We start from the raw sequence: 20,042 nt of genomic DNA on the forward strand, positions 1-20,042 counted from the left end.
AACTTTCCTGGAAGAGAATACATAAACTAAAAATAAATAGTATTTAATTTATGGTCGTATATGGAGGTGGTTGTATGCGTATTGAACGTCTCGATTCAAACCGATTTAAAATATTTTTAACCTTTGATGATTTAATGGAACGTGGTTTCACAAAGGATGAACTTTGGTATAACTTTCCTAAGACACACAAAATGTTTCAAGATATGTTGTTTGAGGCAAGTGATGAAATTGGAATGGAAATAGACGGGAATTTACTCGTGAATGTTCATTTATTACACGCACAAGGAATGTTAATTGTCGTAACGCAAGATTTAGAATATATTGATGAAGATTATATCGAAATGAAAGTGACCCTTGATCAAAACAAAGAATTTATGTATAGCTTTATGGATTTTGAATCCGTTATTCAAGTAACAGGCCACCTTTCTAAATTAGGCGTTCAAAAGGCTTCTGTTTATTATTGGAATGACCAGTATTATATAAAGTTATTTGATGAGGATATACATTATCTGAATAAAGAAAATGTTATAGCTGTTATGTCCGAGTTTTCATCACCAAGTACAGTTACCTCTGCCCGACTAAAGGAATATGGAAAGACAATATTAGAGTTTAATGCTATTCAGGAGATAAAGAAATATTTTTTATAACAATCGATTAGAGAGTATATTTTCAGGTTTATTTATTCGAAAATAAGGGTAACTAATCAACTGATGAAGAACATGAATAGGAAAAAACTTTTTAAAAAAAGCATTGAATTCATAAAGAAATTCATCTATAATGTAATCGCTTTCAAAACAATTTCTATTTTAATTTTGAAAATGTTCTAGTAACGGTTGCATATAAAATATGAATGTGTATACTAATTTCTGAAAGTATTGGTATGATGATGTTATCGATTATTCATAGGAGGTAAGCAAATGGTTGCCGACAAGCCAGCAGAATCGTCAAATGAAAAAAGCGAAAATCTAGATATGCTACAATCTACACAAACGGTTATCAAAAAGGCACTGGATAAATTAGGGTATCCAGAAGAAGCTTACGAACTATTACGTGAACCGGTTCGAATTATGACTGTGCGAATTCCCGTACGAATGGATAATGGTCAAATTAAAGTTTTTACAGGCTACCGTGCTCAACATAATGATGCAGTGGGACCAACAAAAGGTGGGGTTCGGTTCCATCCAGATGTTAATGAAAAAGAAGTAAAGGCATTATCGATTTGGATGAGTTTAAAAGCAGGGATTGTGGATTTACCATATGGTGGTGGAAAGGGTGGAATTGTTTGTGATCCACGTGAAATGTCTTTCCGCGAATTAGAAGGTTTAAGTAGAGGATATGTCCGGGCAATTAGTCAAGTAGTAGGACCAACAAAGGATATTCCTGCACCAGATGTATTTACCAATTCTCAAATTATGGCATGGATGATGGATGAATATAGTAGAATTGATGAATTCAATAATCCAGGTTTTATCACAGGAAAGCCTCTTGTTTTAGGCGGATCTCATGGAAGAGACACAGCAACAGCAAGAGGTGTTACGATAAGCGTTGAAGAAGCTGCTAAATTAAAAGGTATAGATTTAAATGGAGCCCGTGTTATTATTCAGGGATTTGGAAATGCGGGAGGTTATTTATCCAAATTTATGAACGATGCAGGTGCTAAAGTGGTAGCCATTTCAGATGCACAGGGTGCGCTTTATGATCCAGATGGTCTCGATATAGATTACTTATTAGATCGTAGAGACAGTTTTGGCTCGGTTACCAATTTATTTGAAAATACGATTTCAAATGAAGAAATGCTTGAATTGGATTGTGACATTCTTGTACCTGCTGCTATTTCGAATCAAATTACAGGAAAGAATGCCCATGATATCAAAGCAAAAATTGTAGTGGAAGCAGCAAATGGCCCAACTTCATTAGAGGGGACAAGAATTTTAGCGGATAGAGAAATTTTGCTAGTGCCTGATGTGTTAGCATCATCAGGTGGAGTAACCGTAAGTTATTTTGAGTGGGTACAAAATAATCAAGGCTATTATTGGACTGAGGAAGAAGTCGAAGAAAAACTGAGAAAAGTACTTGTGAAATCATTCCATAATGTTTATGAAACATCTGTGAATCGAAAAATTGATATGAGGCTGGCAGCTTATATGGTTGGTGTTAGAAAAATGGCTGAAGCAGCACGATTCCGTGGATGGATATAAACGAAAACATTTGATTAACAAATGTGCATCTCCTATTATATACATGGTAGGAGATGTTTTTTTATTTACGGTTAAGAGAAGGTGGAATCATAATGAACAGAGAGAAAATCGTCATTATAGGAGCGGGACCATGTGGTTTAGCGGCTACATTATCCTTGCGAAAACATGGCATGGATCCATTAATTATTGAGAAAGGAAATGTTGTACAATCCTTATATCGTTTTCCAACACACCAGACATTTTTTAGTTCAAGTGATCGATTGGAAATTGGGAATATCCCCTTTATTTCAGAAAAGCAAAAGCCAGTTCGTAATGAAGCATTAACCTATTATCGTACCGTAGCTGAACGAGAAAACCTTAGAATCAACACTTTTGAAAAGGTCGAAAACATAACAAAAATAGATGAGGGTTTTTCTATTGATACGATAAAGCGAGATGGTAAAAAGAGTGAATATCAGGCTAAGTATATGATCGTTGCAACAGGATATTATGACCATCCTAACTATCTTGGTATTCCAGGGGAAGAATTAGAGAAGGTTACCCATTATTTTAAAGAAGCCCATCCCTACTTTGATACGGATGTCGTTGTCATTGGAGGAAAAAATTCAGCAGTAGATGCTACGCTGGAATTAGTTAAGGCCGGAGCAAGAGTAACCGTTATATATCGCGGCCAGGAATATTCTAGAAGTGTAAAACCATGGATATTACCCTTATTTAATTCGTTAGTTCAAAAAGGCAAAGTGAATATGATTTTTAATAGTCATGTCAATAAAATTACAGAAAATGAAGTTTATTACTTCGTTAACGATGAAGAAAAGATTATCAAAAATGACTTTGTATTTGCGATGACAGGTTACCATCCTGATCATACATTTTTAAAATCCATGGGAATTACAATTGATGATCAGACTGGCCGGCCAAGCTTCCAGGAGAATACGATGGAAAGTAATATTGATAATGTATATATAGCAGGTGTTATTGCTGCAGGCTATAATAATAATGAGATTTTTATTGAAAATGGTCGTTTTCATGGGGAGCAAATAGCTAAATCTATAGCAGTAAAAGAAAAGATGTACTAGGAGAGAATGTTATGAGTAAAGTCGTCTTAATTACAACTGGTGGTACCATTGCAAGCGCAGTAAATGAAGAATCAGGCAAATTAACTTCAGGAGCATTAACGGGTGAGCAATTAGCGGGTTTGTGTGATTTGCCGAAAGATATTGATGTTGAAGTCGATTCGATGCTGCAAAAGCCCAGTATGCATTTGACATTTGATGATTATATGGATATTAAAAGCAGGATAACGGATTACTTCATGGATGAAGAAGTAGACGGTATTGTCCTTACACATGGTACAGACACTCTTGAAGAAACGGCCTATTTTCTGGACCTTACTATTCAGGATGAAAGACCTGTTGTAGTAACCGGTTCTCAACGTTCTCCAGGCGAACTAGGCAGCGATGTATATGTTAATTTACGCCATGCTATCTATACAGCGCAAAGTGAGGATTTACGAAATGCAGGTACAGTGGTCGTTTTTAATGAACGAATTTTTGCTGCTAAATATGTAAAAAAGGAACATGCTTCAAATATCCAGGGTTTTAATGCATTTGGGTTTGGATATTTAGGCATTATCGATAACGATGAAGTATATATATATCAAAAACCAATTAAGCATGAAAGCTATTCGCTAGTACACTCTCTTCCACGTGTAGATATCATTAAATGCCATATAAATGGAGATGGGATATTTATCAAAGCCGCAAGAGAAAATGGGGCAAAGGGAATCGTTCTTGAAGGAGTAGGGAGAGGACAAGTTCCTCCTTTAATGATGAATGAAATCATAACCAGCATTGATCAAGGAATGAAAGTTGTGATTACTACAAGTTCTGAAGAAGGTGCAGTTTACACAACTTATGATTACGAAGGTAGTGCACATCACCTTGTGAAAGAAGGAGTCATACTGGGTAGTGATTATGACAGTAAAAAAGCACGTATGAAATTAGCTGTATTGCTTGCTTCTGAATGTGAAAATATTCCTGATTATTTCTAAATTCTGTATAAGCATAGTATTTTCAACCCCCTGTATTCATGATAGGATAAAATAAGATTATGTAGTGAGATAGGGGGGTCAAAATGGTCGGAATAATATCTGCAAGTATTGCACCTGGATTGGCATTATTAGTTTTCTTTTATTTAAAAGACCGATTTGGCTCCGAACCCTTATCTATGGTTTTAAAATCTTTTATTTACGGGGCTTTACTTGTTTTCCCCATTATGTTTATACAATACGCTTTCTCTGCGGAAGAAATTGGTCAAAACCCTTTTGTCCAAAGTTTTTTTACTACAGGCATGTTAGAGGAATTCTTTAAATGGTTTATCTTTCTTTATGTGATTTACCAGCATGTACATTTTGATAATCCTTATGACGGTATTGTTTATGGTGTATCTATTAGTTTAGGATTTGCCAGTTTAGAAAACCTTTTATACTTATTAGCTAACGGTATTGAATATGCCTTAAGCCGTGCGATTTTTCCCGTTTCATCACATGCATTATTTGGTGTCATTATGGGCTATTACATGGGTAAAAATAAGTTTAATCCAGATAAGTCCTATCGAATGATACTTGTAGCCCTTTTTATGCCATCCATTTTACATGGGCTGTATGATTTTTTGTTACAGACCATTCAAAGTAATTGGGTATATGTCATGATTCCATTTATGGTATTTCTGTGGGCGTTTGCTATGCGCAGAGTCAAATTAGCAAATTATCATACTGAAAATAGTCGTGTTCTATTATATGAAAATCATAAAGAGTCGATTTAAGGAGCAGTCCTAATTAGGGGAACTGCTTCTTTTTTCGTCATGCATCTTTTTAGAATAAAAGTTAAATCTCAGGCAAAACATAAAGGGGACAAAAAGAAATGCTTTAATCTCAGGAGGCATGAAGATGAATGGTAAAAAGCTTCTTTTATGTTCCATCGTTTTTTTACTTATGATGATGATTCCTCTATCACATTTTGATACCGTTCAGAAATCTGAGGCATTTAGTCCCCGTGTTTTACAAAAGGGATCTACAGGAGATGATGTCATTGAACTTCAGTCAAGATTACAATATTTGGGGTTCTATAATGGCAAGATTGATGGATTATTCGGATGGGGGACGTATTGGGCAGTACGAAACTTCCAATATGAATATAGCTTAAATGTGGACGGGTTAGTAGGTTCAGAAACCAAAGCAAAGTTAGAAAAAGCAAGTCAGTTTAATAAACAATGGGTTCACGAACAACTACGAAGCGGAAGAGAGTTTACTTATTATGGTGGAACACCACTAGATAAGCAAACGAAGAAGAAGGATACTGGGGGAACTGGTCAACAAAAGAATAATCAACAGCAAAATAATCAACAGCAAAACAACCAACAGCAAAATCAAGGTAATCAGGGTAATGACGATACCCCGCCAGAACCTACTTCTGTAAATGTTCCATCGGGATATTCGCAAAATGATATTAAATTATTAGCAAATGCTGTATATGGTGAGGCCAGAGGAGAATCTTATGTGGGTCAGGTTGCGGTTGCAGCAGTTATTTTGAATCGAGTGGAAAGTCCAACCTTCCCAAACACTGTATCCGGAGTTATTTTTGAACCGCGTGCCTTCACAGCTGTCTCGGATGGGCAAATTTGGCTAACACCGAATGATCAAGCAAAAGATGCAGTTGTTGACGCCCTCAACGGTATGGATCCAACTGGAGAAGCTCTATACTATTTCAATCCTGCAACGGCCACTTCAGATTGGATTTGGTCCAGGCCGCAAATCAAAAAAATTGGAAAGCATATCTTTTGTAAATAAGGAAGGAGTGAAAGGATGCTACGTTGGCTATTTATCGCAGTTTTATCCATTGCAGTTGTGGGTGTAGGGTTTTGGGGATACCAGGAACATCAAGAGAAAAACGCAATTCTGATTCAAGCCGAAAATAATTATCAGCGATCATTCCATGACTTAACCTATCATGTCGATTCATTACATGACAAAATAGGTACGGTACTAGCAATGAATTCACCTCGTAGTTTATCACCTCAATTAGCTGAAATATGGCGGATAACTTCAGATGCCCATTCCGAGGTAGGACAGTTGCCATTAACTTTGTTACCTTTTAATAAAACGGAAGAATTCCTTTCAAATATTGGAGATTTTTCCTATCGAACAGCTGTAAGAGGATTAGATAAAGAGCCGTTAACAGATGAAGAGACCAAAATGTTAGAAAAGTTGTATCAACAGTCAGGAGACATTAAACGTGAACTTCGTAATGTTCAGCATTTAGCTTTAGAAAATGATTTGAGATGGATGGATGTACAATTAGCACTGGTAAATAACGATGAGCCTGCAGACAATACGATTATTGATGGATTTAAAACTGTCGAGAAGAATGTGGAGACTTTTTCAGAAAGCAGCTTCCAGGAGCAATTAAATGGTGTTTCAAAGCATGCAGATGAGGAAATTAAATTAAAAGGCGATAAAATTAACAAGGATGATGTTAAATCTATAGCTAAGGATCTTTTTCAGCTTAAAGACGGCAATATAAAAATTACTTCCTCTGGTGATGGATCAGATATAAAAGTGTATAGTGCGTCATTTGAACAGGAAAACAAACACGGATATATGGATATTACGCAAAAAGGCGGTTACGTATTCTCCATGATCTTGAATCGGGACATAGGAAATAAATCCATTGGATTACACGATGGTATGAAAAAAGCGGAGCAATATTTATCTAAGCTTGGGTATGAAAACATGGAAGCTTATAATAGTGCCGAATATAGTAATGTTGGAGTTTATTCCTTTGCTTATAGCGCTGATAATGTACGTATATATCCTGATTCCGTACAGGTCAAGGTTGCTCTTGATAACGGGGATGTTATCGGACTCTCAGCAAGAGATTACTTAGTAAATCATGAAACCCGGGATATAAAGGAACCGGAAATCACGATGGAAGAAGCCAAAAAAGAAGTAAATCCTAATGTTGACATTCAGGAGCAGTCATTAGCAGTGATTGACAATGATTTAGGTGAAGAAGTATTAGTATATGAATTCTTAGGTACAATGGGTGAAGATACGTATCGAATTTATATCAATGCCTCTGATGGCTTTGAAGAAAGGGTGGAACGTTTAAAATCAACCGAAGTAAAATTTGATACCTCTGCTTAACGAAAAGAAGGAAAATGGGAATTTGGTATGTTTTTCCCGTTTTCCTTTTCATTTGGATAAATATTTGTCATAATAAAATTAATAGTGAAAGAGAAGAGGAGAGCATGATGGAAATTGGAACCATTTTGTCCCTGTCATTCCTGGAAGAAAACGGGCAATCGATAAAAAGCTACACAAGTAAAATTATGGAAATGAATGAGCGTGAATGTTTAATCCAATATCCCATTAGTGATGAGACCGGCAGAACATCATTTTTTATGGAAGGTAGCCGATTTACGGCACAGTTTGTCGGGAAGGATGAAGTGGTTTATTCTTTTCAGACAAAGGTTATAAAACGTGAAAAAGTGAATTCTATCCCTGTTTTAGCCCTGTTAATACCCGAAGAAGACTCCTTTACTTTAGTACAACGGCGTGATTATGTACGAGTAATGACTGCACTTGATGTATCCATTCATCCACAAAAACAAAGCATTCCTAAGTTTACAACGAGTACAATCGATATTAGTGGTGGAGGATTAGCCATTCAAACACCGAACAATGTAAAATTTGAGGAGAAGGATCAGCTTGATTTGTGGATTGTATTACCATTTAAAAACATGGAATATCAATATGTACATGCTACGGCTAAAGTCATACGTCAAATGAAAAAGCAAACGGATTTACTGGTTACTTCCCTGATGTTTGATAATATTTCCACACATGACCGGGAACAAATCATTCGTTTTTGTTTCCAAAAACAGATTGAGAAAAAAAGACTACCACGAAACCGGCATAAACCATTGAGTAGTAGGGGATAGTTAAGAAAAAAGGTGGATGACTATGGCTAGAATCGAGCGTTTGATAAAAGCCTCATTGATTATTCTTTTTCTCTTGTTAATACTTTCACAATGGGTCGTGATTCAGACAGATTTAAATACATATTTAAATCCTGTTTATGAGTACATAGGGGTACAAAAGTTATCCCCAACGATTTCGTAGACCTATTTTTAACTGTATGATATGATTTCTAAGAAGCCGTTAGCAGGTCTAAGCCTGCTATTTTCTTTTTGTAAGGCTATGTTAAAGATTACAAGCTTATTGTTGATTTTCTACTAATTTGGTTGGACCGGAAGTTCACGAGACTCCTTTGGGACAGCTCACGGAAAGGGAGCGTACTGGAGCAAAATCAACACTTATGTTTAACAGAGCCTTTTGTAAAAATAGATAATGAAGTAAATCCATAAAGGTTCGATTGGATTTAGGCAAGGAGGATTTTTTATGACAAAAGAAATTGCTATTGCGATTGATGGTCCAGCAGCAGCGGGGAAGAGTACAGTTGCAAAAATAGTTGCAAAACAATTATCGTATGTATATATTGATACTGGAGCAATGTATAGAGCATTAACATTAAAAGCATTGAATCAGCAGCTGGACTTAGAGAATGAAGAACAGGTTATTCAATTATTAAAACAAACAACTATTCATTTTAAACACGAAAACGAACAACAATTTGTCTATCTGGATGAGCAAGATGTTACTAATGATATTCGTACGCAGGAAGTCACTCATCATGTATCCATAGTATCTAAGCATCAAAAAATTCGTGAAGAAATGGTCCGCAGGCAGCAACAACTAGCTAAGAATAGAGGCGTGGTGATGGATGGACGTGATATTGGTACCCATGTGATTCCGGATGCTGAAGTAAAGATTTTTTTGATTGCATCTGTTGGCGAGAGAGCTAAGCGCAGGCATCAAGAAAATCTGGAGAAAGGCTTTTCATCAAACTTAGATGAATTAAAAGAAGAAATCGAAAGAAGGGACAAAATCGATTCACAAAGAGAGGTATCACCGCTTATCAAAGCAGCGGATGCAATGGAAATGGATACAACTTCTTTAACGATTCAAGAGGTTGCTCGGCGTATATTAGACATCGTATCTGAGAAAATTTAATGTTGAGGAGAAATCGTAAATGCTTTATAGTCTTGGCAAATTTATCTGTTCGGTTATTTTTAAAACCTTATACCGAATAAAGGTGATTGGAAAGGAAAACATTCCAAATGAGGGACCTGTCATTATTTGTTCGAATCATATTTCTAATTTTGATCCTCCCGTTGTAGGAATAACAAGTCCCCGGAGAATTCATTTTATGGCAAAGGGGGAGTTGTTTAATAATAAATGGATTGGTGGTTTACTTCGAAGATTAAATGCCTTTCCTGTTCGCAGAGGAATGAAAGACCGGCAAGCATTACGTGATGGGCTAAAGGTATTAAAAGAAAACGAAACCTTAGGCTTATTCCCAGAAGGAACCAGAAGCCGTAATGGTGAATTAAAGAGAGGTCTGGCAGGTGCAGGATTTTTTGCTTTGCGATCAAAAGCAACCATAATTCCATGTGCAATCATTGGAGAGTATAAACCATTCAAAAGGCTTACCGTGATTTATGGAGAATCAGTTCCAATGGATCATTTACGTTCCGGGAAGGCTTCTGCTCAAGAGGTGGTTGATCAAATCATGAGTGAGATTCAAAAATTAAAGGATGTACATAAAAACAACAGCAATTAGCTTGACAAAATAGATAAAATATTAGAACTTAGAAAAAAGGACATTTATGTTGTGGTGTCGTATTGAAGGAGGTCTATAGGTTATGGATGAATTAAATCAAGGAAAGTCTCTTTCTGAAGGAGATGTCGTAACAGGTAAAGTTGTAAAGGTAGAGGAAAAACATGCACTAGTGGATATCGATTATAAAGTAGAAGGAATTTTACCTATTAGTGAATTATCGAATCTTCATGTAGAGAAAATTACAGATGTTATATCTGAAGGAGATGAGGTAACCCTTAAGGTGAAAAAAATTGAAGAAAACGATGATGAAAGCGAAGTTATATTATCAAAACGTTTAGTTGATGCTGAAAAGGTTTGGGAACAACTTGAGGATAAATTGGCAAACGGAGAAGTATTTGAAGCAGAAATTAAGGAAGTCGTTAAAGGTGGACTTGTGGCTGATGTAGGTCTAAGAGGCTTTATACCGGCTTCACATGTTGAAACTTATTTTGTTGAAGACTTTGAGGATTATAAAGGAAAAACGTTAACGTTAAAGGTAATCGAACTTGATCGTGAAAAAAACCGTGTCATTCTATCCCATAAAGCGGTCGAAGAGGAAGAGCAAGCTAAACAAAAGCAAGATGTTTTAGAGAAAATAAATGATGGAGATATTGTAGAAGGTGTCGTACAAAGACTCACAGATTTTGGAGCCTTCGTAGATATTGGCGGAATTGACGGCTTAGTTCATATTTCCCAACTTTCTCATGAACATATTGACAAAGTTTCGGATGTTCTTTCAGAAGGAGAAACGATTAAGGTTAAAGTTTTATCCGTTGACCGTGATTCTGAACGCATCTCTCTATCTGTAAAAGATGTATTACCAGGACCTTGGGAAGGTATTGAATCCAAGGTGAAAGCAGGTGATGTCATTGAGGGCACCGTTAAGCGTCTTGTGAACTTTGGAGCTTTTGTTGAAGTACTACCAGGTATTGAAGGTCTCGTTCACATTTCCCAAATTTCAGATCGTCATATTGGAACACCTGGTGAAGTATTAGAAGTAGGTCAGAGTGTAAAAGTTAAAGTATTAGATGTAAGTGAAAAAGATAAAAAAATATCATTAAGTATACGGGAAGTAGAAAACGACCAGAATAAAAAAGAAATTGAACAGTATACAAAAGAACAGGATCAAGGCACCTTCCAACTTGGTGATGTTATCGGAGAACAGCTAGGCAAGCTAAAAGAATAAAAATTGGTGGTTAATATGAGTAGAGCACAAAGAAAAATATCGCACATCAATGAAGTCGTAAAACAAACTCAATTTGAACCAAGCAGCTTTGATGAGATGGACATCATTCATCAAAGCTTAACTCCTTTAAATTGGGATCAGCTTTCTTTAGAAACTAAATGTGGCGAACTGTCTTTACGTTCGCCGCTTTTTATCAATGCTATGACCGGTGGTGGCGGATTTAAAACCACTGAAATTAATCAAAAATTGGCCATTGCGGCTCACGAGAAAGATTTAGCTATTGCTGTGGGATCACAAATGTCAGCTCTTAAAGATGAAGAGGAAAAAAACACTTATGAAGTGGTTCGACGTGAGCATCCAAATGGCACTGTAATTGCTAATATTGGTACTGAAGCCACTGTTAATCAAGCTTTAAGAGCCATTGATATGCTAGAGGCTAATGCTCTTCAGATTCATTTAAATGTAATGCAGGAGTTAATTATGCCTGAAGGGGACCGGGATTTTTCAGATCGTTTACAAAATATTGAACAGATCATTAAAAATGTGTCTATTCCGGTCATTATTAAAGAAGTTGGATTCGGTATATCAAAAGAAACGGCATTAAAATTGAAAAATATTGGCGTAGAGTACATAGATGTTGGCGGAAGAGGCGGAACAAGCTTTTCCAAAATTGAAAATAACAGACGAGAAGACCGTCTGCAGTCCTTAAATAATTGGGGAATACCAACACTTGTCTCTTTGAAAGAAGTTCAAGCAGCTTATCCCAGTGCACATTTAATAGCATCGGGCGGAATTCGCCACGGTTTAGATGGCGTAAAAGCCATGATTTCAGGTGCTAATATGTTTGGAATGGCAGGCCCTATGCTTCGTACTTTAGTTGACGAGGAGGTTGAAGGTCTGCTGAAGAAGATTGATTCTATTCATGATGAAATCAAAATTGTAATGATGACTCTTGGGGTTTCAAAACCAAGTGAATTAAAAGGACGTCCACACGTATTGTTTGGAAAAACAAAAGACTGGATTAATCAGAGACTGTAAATAAACGTTTATAGAATGAAAAAAGCACCTATACTAAAAGTGGTAGGTGTTTTTTTATGGAAATATGGATTTTTTACTGGTTAGCATGGTTATTGTGGATTATCGTTTACTTTTTTAATCTTCATACAAACACAAGATTCTATTACTCTTGTTTTGTTTTATTACTTATTACGCTGTCCAATACTCATATATCTTTTCAAGGGATTATTCTTTTTGTCCCCTTAATGATAAACCTGATCCTAGGCTTAATAGTACTCTCGAAATCCAGTCAAAAATTTATCTCGATTAGTATAGCAATTTGCTTAAGCTTTGCCTATGGTGGTCTGCAAATATGGGAAAACTTTAATCCTCTGTGGTTATTTGTTTCAAGCTCTTTTCTTTCTGTATTCATCAGTATCATATTATTCTATATATTTATAAAACAGCCATTAAATCGTATAGGTATTGCCCTCATTAGTACTTCTATGGGCCAAATGCTATATAGCTTTGTTGGGATTTCCTATGGATTTTTGGAATCTATTGGAGATTTGAAATATTTAACGGACGTTGTGCTAATCGTGATGACATTAATGGTGTGGTTTAAAATGAAACGTTTTAGTGAAATAATAGAACAAGGGATTAAAAATGGAGCATTTAGAATGAAAACGTAAAACAGCACCTCGGCAAAAGTTGTTTATTTAACCTTCATTTGCTAAAATATAAAGGCTATATACTTGCCCTTCTTTTAAGAGAAGGGTGTTTTCGTATATTGTTGAAGAAGAATTTGGATGTTTCAATCGTTTAACGTCCGTTTTTTTCGTTTATTAAATGCAAAATATAAAGGATGAACAGACATGCAAAAATCTGTAGTTGCAATTGTAGGAAAACCAAATGTTGGAAAATCAACTATATTTAATCGACTGGTTGGAGAAAGAATAGCTATTGTGGAGGATGTTCCTGGAGTTACACGGGATCGTATATATGCAGAGGCCGAGTGGTTACATACAACATTCAATTTGATTGACACTGGCGGTATCGAAATGGGTGATGAACCATTAATGGTCCAAATGCGAAATCAAGCAGAAATTGCGATTGAAGAATCCGATGTTATCATTTTTATGATAGATGGCAAGGAAGGCGTAACCGCTGCTGATGAAGAAGTAACTCGTATGCTTTTTAAATCAAATAAACCTGTTGTGCTTGCGGTTAATAAAATGGACAATCCTGAAATGAGAGACCGTATTTATGAGTTTTATTCATTAGGGTTTGGTGAACCATTTCCGATATCTGGAGCACACGGTTTAGGTCTGGGAGACTTACTTGATGAGGTTGTAAAACATTTTCCGGAACGGGAAATGGAAGATGTTGATGAAGATGTCATTCACTTTAGTTTAATTGGCAGACCTAATGTTGGTAAATCTTCATTAGTGAATTCTATATTAGGTGAAGAACGTGTTATTGTAAGTGATGTTGCCGGAACAACGAGGGACGCTATTGATACAAGCTTTGAAAAGGACGATAAGGAATTTGTTATTATTGATACAGCCGGAATGCGAAAACGCGGGAAGGTTTATGAAAAGACAGAAAAGTATAGTGTACTAAGGGCTTTAAAAGCAATTGAACGGTCTGACGTCGTACTGTCCATCCTGGATGCCGATACGGGAATTATTGAACAGGATAAGCGTATTGCAGGCTATGCCCATGAGGCTGGAAAAGCAGTAGTCATCGTCGTAAATAAATGGGATACCGTTGAAAAAGGCGATAAAACGATGAAGGAATTTGAAGAAAAAGTTCAAAGGGAATTTCAATATCTGGATTATGCTCCGGTTGTTTTTCTTTCCGCTTTAACCAAAAAACGAATGCACACATTATTGCCTAAAATTATTGATGCTAGTGAAAATCATGCGAAAAGAGTGCAAACAAACCTACTGAATGAAGTGATTATGGATTCCCTGGCTCTTAATCCAACCCCGTCTATTAAGGGACGTAAGCTTAAGATTTTATATGCGACTCAAGTAGCCGTAAAACCACCAACCTTCGTGGTCTTTGTAAATGATCCAGAGCTTATGCACTTTTCATACAAACGATTTTTAGAAAATCGTATTCGTGAGGCTTTTGGATTTGAAGGAACACCGATTAAAATTTATGCCAGACAAAGGAAATAAAAGGAGGACTTCTGTAATGGGGAAAGTTGCGGTATTGGGAGCTGGAAGCTGGGGAACAGCTTTGGCACTAGTGTTAGGGGATAATCAGCACGATGTGAGATTATGGACACATCGTGAAGAACAAGCAGATACTATAAATACAACACGACAGAATAAAAAGTATTTAGAAGGAATCTCCCTTCCGGATAATGTCAAAGCGTATCATCAGCTTAATGAAGCGATTGCAGATGTAGAGACAATTGTACTTGTTGTTCCAACCAAGGCGATTCGTGAGGTTTGCAGTCAATTAAAAGAACATCTACATCATAAAGTAACGCTTATTCATGCGAGTAAAGGGATTGAGCCTAATTCATTAAAGCGTGTGTCTGAAATGATTGAAGAAGAGCTGCCAAGAGATTTTTACGGCGAAGTAGTTGTTTTATCTGGTCCTAGTCACGCAGAAGAAGTAGGAGAACGACATCCTACTACCGTAACCGTTTCATCAGTGGACATTGCGTTGGCTCAAAAAGCACAAGATTTATTTATAAATGATAAATTTCGCGTTTACACAAATCAAGATATTATTGGCGTTGAACTAGGCGGGTCTTTAAAGAATATTATTGCGTTAGGTGCTGGTATATCTGATGGATTGGATTATGGTGATAATGCTAAAGCTGCTCTTATAACACGAGGTTTAGCTGAAATTGCCAGGTTAGGGGCAGCAATGGGGGCTAATCCTTTGACGTTTGCTGGTTTAACTGGTGTAGGAGATTTAATTGTTACTTGTACCAGTTCGCATAGTCGAAACTGGCGTGCAGGTTATAAGTTGGGCCAGGGTTATAAATTGGAAGATGTGTTAGAGCAAATGGGAATGGTAGTTGAGGGTGTAAGAACCACTCAAGCTGCTTATCAATTGTCTATTGAGGAAAACGTTGAAATGCCCATTACTAAAGGTTTATACAACTTACTATTTAACCATGAACGCCCAAAAGATATTGTAGATCAATTAATGAATAGAGGTAAAACACACGAAGTAGAAGAGTTGCCTGATGAATTTCGAAATCACACCCTTTAATCAGCTCACACCCTTACTTCCATTGCATATAATATGGTGAAACGTATTGACAAGGAGGTAGGGCAGTGGGGAAACAATCTGAAAATAATCTCTTTAATCAAATTGAAGACCATACAAACATTTCTTCAGATGAAGTATTTAAAGTTGCTGATTCGGTAAAAAATGCTAATTTCTCTGATGAAAAGACCGTAAGACAATTAATACGCAGGCTTTCAAAAATGGCAAACAGACCTTTACCAAAGACGAAAGAGGATGAAATCGTTGAAATGATTACCAATCAGAATATACCGATGGATATGAACTCACTTCAACAGATGCTTAAGAAATAGACTGCTTGGGCACTTGATGATACGGTTCATTTGAACAATGCATACAATAAACCGCAGCAATAAATCTTTATAGAGCTGCAAGGTAAGGGATATATTTAGTTTTCCGAGGTGTCTAGCCCCTTCACCTCGGCTTTTCTTTGTAATCAGATAATGAAAGATGGCCAATAAAACTAAAATAATCACTCATCACCTTCCTTTTCTATCTTTATAGGAAAGGATGTGATATAATATGGACGAATTTGAAGTCCTTAAGGAGCGTTAATCATGAGCAGGAGCATGCTAAATATGTATATATCTTTTGTGGGAATGGCGTTATTATTGATCGCAATGGGGTTAATCTATTTAAGCAGAAATAAACTTAAGGGTTTCTTTAGTGGAATAATTGGTCTATTAGCTTACATATGTTTTATTTTCGGAAGCTTAATTATTTTCTATATTGTTTTTAGTGGTCCAACAGCGTAGTGATTAAAACGGAGGAATCTGAGATGAAGATTTGGCTGGCCATTCTAAGTTTCGTGGTAATTGTTTTTCTTTCAGGCTGCTTATATCCTGAAGAGGAACTAAAGAAAAATCAAGTACCTGATGACATGCAGTTGGAAATGGTACAGGAAGCTGTAACGAATTATAAAAATGATCATAATGGACAGTTGCCTATTAAAACACGTGATGCTGGTACTCCTATATTTATTAAGTATCCAATCAATTTTAAGACCTTGAAGCAAAATGGTTATTTATCTTCTACACCCGGAAATGCTTTTGAGCAAGGTGGTCATTATCAATATGTGATAATCCATCCGGAAACGAAGGCGACGGTAAAATTAGTGGATTTACGATTATCAGAAACATTAAGGGAACTAAGCTTCAAATTAGAAGTCTATCGAAACGAACATATTTATCCGCCGTTTGGTGAAGATGTAGCCTCAGGCCTGTATAAGATTGATATAGATAAACTGGGTCTGGAACAGCCGCCAGTTGTTAAAAGTCCATATACAGGTCAAAACCTGCCCATTTACATGGATACGAATGGTGAATTAGTCATTGATTATCGAAAGGATTTATATCAAGTCATACAAGAATATGAGCATGATTACAAGACCGGAGATGATATTCGCTATCTTTTAGCTGAACATTATCCTTTTGTACCGGCATACTCCATGCCATTTACAATTCAGGATGATGAGCCTGTATTTCAATCAACTGTAAACGATGAAAAGAATGATAATAATTCATAAAAAGATGCCTATTATAGGTATCTTTTTTTATGAGCAAGAATATAGTGTATCGTGCCTGCTGTTTTAAAGCGAATAAAAATGCTGAAGCAGGAAGGGAAGAGGGCTTCATCCATCTTATTTATATTACATACCCTTACACTACGTTTTCTTAAATGTTTTAGTCATATTTTGATAGGACAACATCATAGACTTTTAGTGTTAAAGAATTGTATTCGTGTTTTGTATGATTCAAGGAGTGAAGTTCATGTATCGGGAGGGGATCACTTGGAAAGAGTCGATATTTTTAAGGACATATCGAAACGCACAAACGGAGATATTTACCTGGGAGTTGTAGGAGCTGTTCGGACGGGTAAATCAACCTTCATAAAGAAATTTATGGATCTTGTTGTTTTACCCAATATACAGGATGAAGGTGAAAAATCAAGAGCACAGGATGAATTGCCTCAGAGTGCAGCTGGTCGAACCATTATGACAACAGAACCCAAATTCATTCCTAACCAGGCGGTAACAGTCAATGTTGAGGAAGGATTAGATGTGAATGTACGTCTTGTTGACTGTGTAGGATATACCGTTGATGGAGCTAAAGGATTCGAAGATGAGAATGGACCAAGAATGATTAATACACCATGGTACGAAGAGCCAATTCCATTTCCTGAAGCAGCCGAAATTGGAACAAGAAAGGTAATACAGGAGCATTCCACAATTGGTGTTGTGGTTACAACGGATGGCTCGATTGGAGATATTCCACGTGATGATTATGTAGAAGCAGAAGAAAAAATTGTGAATGAGCTAAAGGAAGTAGGAAAACCGTTTATTATGGTACTAAATAGTGTTAACCCTCATTCGCAGGAGACTGAACTGCTTAGAGAAGAATTGAAGGAACATTATGATATTCCTGTTGTTGCTGTAAGTGTAGAAAATATGCGAGAACACGATGTCTATAACGTTTTACGTGAAGCTTTATATGAATTCCCAGTATTAGAAGTGAATGTAAATTTACCTAGCTGGGTCATGGTACTAAAGGATGAACACTGGTTAAAACAGCGTTATGAAGAAGCGATTCAGGATACAGTTAAAGATATTAAACGTCTTCGTGATGTTGACCGGGTTGTTGGGCACTTCTATGACTATGATTTCGTAGATCAAGCTCAATTGGCAGGGATGGAGATGGGAGATGGTATCGCTGAAATTGATCTCCAGGCACCTGATGAATTGTATGATCATGTATTAAAAGAGATTGTTGGTGTAGAAATTAGAGGAAAAGATCATTTATTGGAATTAATGCAGGATTTTGCTACTGCAAAACGCGAGTACGATCAAGTTTCTGAAGCCCTAAACATGGTGAAGCAAACAGGCTATGGTATAGCAGCCCCTACACTGGAAGACATGGTTTTAGATGAACCCGAAATCATTCGACAAGGTTCAAGGTATGGAGTGAGACTGAAAGCCGTTGCACCTTCCATTCATATGGTAAAGGTTGATGTGGAATCTGAGTTTGCTCCAATCATTGGGACAGAAAAGCAAAGTGAAGAATTAGTGAGATACTTAATGCAGGATTTTGAAGAGGATCCATTATCGATCTGGAAATCTGATATATTTGGCAGATCATTAAGTTCCATTGTTAGAGAGGGTATTCAGGCTAAGCTCTCCCTAATGCCGGAAAATGCACGATATAAATTGAAAGAAACATTGGAACGAATTATAAACGAAGGCAGCGGTGGCTTAATAGCAATTATTTTATAAAAAAAGCGGCAGAATGTGCCGCTTTTTTTATTTGGCTCTGTTAAAGGTAAATGTTGATATTTTTGATACCTTCTCGAAATCTTAGTATAATTAATATGAGAACAAACGTTCGGGGGTTTTAAGGTTGAACAGTACGTTTAGCGAATTGTTAAAGGACATTGATAAACGAACGCATATTAAAAAGGAAAAAGTGTATCAATGGGTAAAACGCTATGTTGAACCTACATCCTCCGTTGGTGGTCGTTTAATCGAGGAGATGCGGGAGACTCGCTTCAAAGAAGGTTTTGAATGTCCTCACTGTACGTCGGAACACGTTGTTCGATTTGGAAAATACAATGGTCTCCAACGTTATCGTTGCAAGGCTTGCAGTAAAATCTTCACCGATACTACAAATGAAGGCACTAAACACAATATCAAAGAGTTCTTATTATCATCATTTGTATTTGAAATAACAGATACTTATGATAGTTTACGTTTATCTAAGTTAAACTTGTAACCTTTAACCTGTGAAACTTTCTTTTATAAACAATTGCCGTCTATTTAAAGGGGAAGAATATCATATGAAAATCTCTAAATCATTACTTGCTCTTGCTTTGCTTTTGTCGTTGCTACTATTTGGTTGTAGTAATGACACAAATGATACAAAACAGTCTAATACTGAAAATGAACAAATTTACGAAGGTCTGGTAGCAAGTGAAAAGACGTTGCCTACTAATTTTCATGAGATTGCATTTGAAAGAGAAACAACACCTTTGTTTCAATACTTGGTAAGAAAAGAGGTTAATCAATCAGAATTCGAACAAACATGGAACTTATATGGATTTGAAAATAAAATACCAAACGTTAACTTTACCGAGAAAGACGTTTTTTCATTGGAGTTCATGAGTCTGGAGGTTGTCCCTACACAATAAGAGAGGTTGAATTAAGCTCTGAAAACAATACTATGACAGTGCCTATGTCTTATTTAGAACGACAAGATGAATGCACTACTGATGCAACACCGAGAACATTTGTAATCCAAATTGATAAAGAAATGTCTAAAAAAGTAGAGAGCGTAGTTCTTGTACAGAGCGGAGTAGAAAAGAACATTCCGTTTGAAAACTAAATATAAACAAAAGGAAACCCTGATATTTTAGGCTTTCCAAAATTTTTTTTAAAATATCAACATTAAAATTTAACACAGCTTTTATTTTGCCCAGAATCATTATTTAACTTTAATTTTAATAGAAACATGAAAACGTTAAAAGTCGCATGAGAAAAGGGATTTTCTATTGAAAAGGCCTGGCCACGTATGGTAAGATGCAAGTAATCTTTCATACCGGATTTGATAGGAA

Annotated in this window: 22 protein-coding genes and 1 pseudogene; all 23 read left to right on the forward strand. The window is 36.4% G+C overall.

The annotated features are described in order from the left end of the window. Nucleotides 1–74 precede the first annotated feature (74 nt). Nucleotides 75–647, forward strand: coding sequence for a genetic competence negative regulator (locus BMX63_RS13715; protein WP_093136688.1), 573 nt, complete (start codon nucleotides 75–77; stop codon nucleotides 645–647). 270 nt (nucleotides 648–917) lie between these two features. Continuing rightward, on the forward strand, nucleotides 918–2,198 hold the full coding sequence (locus BMX63_RS13720; RefSeq protein WP_093136690.1) for a Glu/Leu/Phe/Val family dehydrogenase: 1,281 nt from the start codon (nucleotides 918–920) through the stop codon (nucleotides 2,196–2,198). A gap of 92 nt (nucleotides 2,199–2,290) precedes the next feature. After that, nucleotides 2,291–3,277: a YpdA family putative bacillithiol disulfide reductase gene (locus BMX63_RS13725; RefSeq protein ID WP_093136692.1), complete on the forward strand. Its 987-nt coding sequence runs from the start codon at nucleotides 2,291–2,293 to the stop codon at nucleotides 3,275–3,277. A gap of 11 nt (nucleotides 3,278–3,288) precedes the next feature. After that, nucleotides 3,289–4,251 carry an asparaginase gene (locus BMX63_RS13730; protein ID WP_093136694.1) on the forward strand — a complete coding sequence of 321 codons (963 nt, stop codon included), beginning with the start codon at nucleotides 3,289–3,291 and terminating at the stop codon, nucleotides 4,249–4,251. An 83-nt stretch (nucleotides 4,252–4,334) separates the two neighbouring features. Continuing rightward, nucleotides 4,335–5,024, forward strand: a complete 690-nt coding sequence (gene prsW, locus BMX63_RS13735) for a glutamic-type intramembrane protease PrsW (protein WP_093136696.1) — start codon at nucleotides 4,335–4,337, stop codon at nucleotides 5,022–5,024. Between the two features lie 118 nt (nucleotides 5,025–5,142). Beyond that, nucleotides 5,143–6,048 (forward strand): spore cortex-lytic enzyme, encoded by a 906-nt coding sequence (sleB, locus tag BMX63_RS13740; RefSeq protein WP_093136698.1) that lies wholly within the window; start codon nucleotides 5,143–5,145, stop codon nucleotides 6,046–6,048. Nucleotides 6,049–6,063: 15 nt separating this feature from the next. Beyond that, nucleotides 6,064–7,404, forward strand: coding sequence for a germination protein YpeB (ypeB, locus tag BMX63_RS13745; protein WP_093136700.1), 1,341 nt, complete (start codon nucleotides 6,064–6,066; stop codon nucleotides 7,402–7,404). A 107-nt stretch (nucleotides 7,405–7,511) separates the two neighbouring features. Then, on the forward strand, nucleotides 7,512–8,201 hold the full coding sequence (locus BMX63_RS13750; protein WP_177167318.1) for a flagellar brake protein: 690 nt from the start codon (nucleotides 7,512–7,514) through the stop codon (nucleotides 8,199–8,201). A gap of 22 nt (nucleotides 8,202–8,223) precedes the next feature. Continuing rightward, the gene (locus BMX63_RS18120) at nucleotides 8,224–8,382 is read left to right on the forward strand and encodes a DUF5359 family protein (RefSeq protein ID WP_177167319.1); all 159 of its coding nucleotides are present in this window, start codon (nucleotides 8,224–8,226) and stop codon (nucleotides 8,380–8,382) included. Nucleotides 8,383–8,661: 279 nt separating this feature from the next. Further along, on the forward strand, nucleotides 8,662–9,333 hold the full coding sequence (gene cmk / locus BMX63_RS13755; RefSeq protein WP_093136704.1) for a (d)CMP kinase: 672 nt from the start codon (nucleotides 8,662–8,664) through the stop codon (nucleotides 9,331–9,333). 19 nt (nucleotides 9,334–9,352) lie between these two features. Next, nucleotides 9,353–9,943, forward strand: coding sequence for a lysophospholipid acyltransferase family protein (locus tag BMX63_RS13760; RefSeq protein ID WP_093136706.1), 591 nt, complete (start codon nucleotides 9,353–9,355; stop codon nucleotides 9,941–9,943). 82 nt (nucleotides 9,944–10,025) lie between these two features. Next, the gene (rpsA, locus tag BMX63_RS13765; RefSeq protein ID WP_093136708.1) at nucleotides 10,026–11,168 is read left to right on the forward strand and encodes a 30S ribosomal protein S1; all 1,143 of its coding nucleotides are present in this window, start codon (nucleotides 10,026–10,028) and stop codon (nucleotides 11,166–11,168) included. 15 nt (nucleotides 11,169–11,183) lie between these two features. Further along, nucleotides 11,184–12,206, forward strand: coding sequence for a type 2 isopentenyl-diphosphate Delta-isomerase (gene fni, locus BMX63_RS13770; protein ID WP_093136710.1), 1,023 nt, complete (start codon nucleotides 11,184–11,186; stop codon nucleotides 12,204–12,206). A gap of 56 nt (nucleotides 12,207–12,262) precedes the next feature. After that, nucleotides 12,263–12,856, forward strand: a complete 594-nt coding sequence (locus BMX63_RS13775) for a YphA family membrane protein (RefSeq protein ID WP_093136712.1) — start codon at nucleotides 12,263–12,265, stop codon at nucleotides 12,854–12,856. Nucleotides 12,857–13,039: 183 nt separating this feature from the next. Further along, a complete protein-coding gene (gene der / locus BMX63_RS13780) occupies nucleotides 13,040–14,350 on the forward strand; it encodes a ribosome biogenesis GTPase Der (protein ID WP_093136714.1) in 1,311 nt (436 codons plus the stop codon). A 16-nt stretch (nucleotides 14,351–14,366) separates the two neighbouring features. After that, the gene (locus BMX63_RS13785; RefSeq protein WP_093136715.1) at nucleotides 14,367–15,404 is read left to right on the forward strand and encodes an NAD(P)H-dependent glycerol-3-phosphate dehydrogenase; all 1,038 of its coding nucleotides are present in this window, start codon (nucleotides 14,367–14,369) and stop codon (nucleotides 15,402–15,404) included. 65 nt (nucleotides 15,405–15,469) lie between these two features. Then, the gene (locus BMX63_RS13790; protein WP_093136717.1) at nucleotides 15,470–15,733 is read left to right on the forward strand and encodes a stage VI sporulation protein F; all 264 of its coding nucleotides are present in this window, start codon (nucleotides 15,470–15,472) and stop codon (nucleotides 15,731–15,733) included. 285 nt (nucleotides 15,734–16,018) lie between these two features. Beyond that, entirely contained in the window at nucleotides 16,019–16,195 is a 177-nt protein-coding gene (locus BMX63_RS13795) for a DUF2768 domain-containing protein (RefSeq protein WP_342733161.1), read from the forward strand. A gap of 23 nt (nucleotides 16,196–16,218) precedes the next feature. Beyond that, the gene (locus BMX63_RS13800; protein ID WP_093136720.1) at nucleotides 16,219–16,965 is read left to right on the forward strand and encodes a hypothetical protein; all 747 of its coding nucleotides are present in this window, start codon (nucleotides 16,219–16,221) and stop codon (nucleotides 16,963–16,965) included. A gap of 264 nt (nucleotides 16,966–17,229) precedes the next feature. Beyond that, entirely contained in the window at nucleotides 17,230–18,708 is a 1,479-nt protein-coding gene (gene spoIVA / locus BMX63_RS13805; protein WP_093136721.1) for a stage IV sporulation protein A, read from the forward strand. Between the two features lie 124 nt (nucleotides 18,709–18,832). Beyond that, nucleotides 18,833–19,102 (forward strand): annotated as a pseudogene (locus BMX63_RS13810) (transposase); the annotation flags it as partial. 166 nt (nucleotides 19,103–19,268) lie between these two features. Then, on the forward strand, nucleotides 19,269–19,619 hold the full coding sequence (locus BMX63_RS13815) for a hypothetical protein (protein WP_093136723.1): 351 nt from the start codon (nucleotides 19,269–19,271) through the stop codon (nucleotides 19,617–19,619). 32 nt (nucleotides 19,620–19,651) lie between these two features. Next, nucleotides 19,652–19,813: a hypothetical protein gene (locus BMX63_RS18125; RefSeq protein WP_177167321.1), complete on the forward strand. Its 162-nt coding sequence runs from the start codon at nucleotides 19,652–19,654 to the stop codon at nucleotides 19,811–19,813. Nucleotides 19,814–20,042: the final 229 nt, after the last annotated feature.

This window comes from Salinibacillus kushneri (assembly GCF_900111405.1).
GTDB lineage: Bacteria > Bacillota > Bacilli > Bacillales > Alkalibacillaceae > Salinibacillus > Salinibacillus kushneri.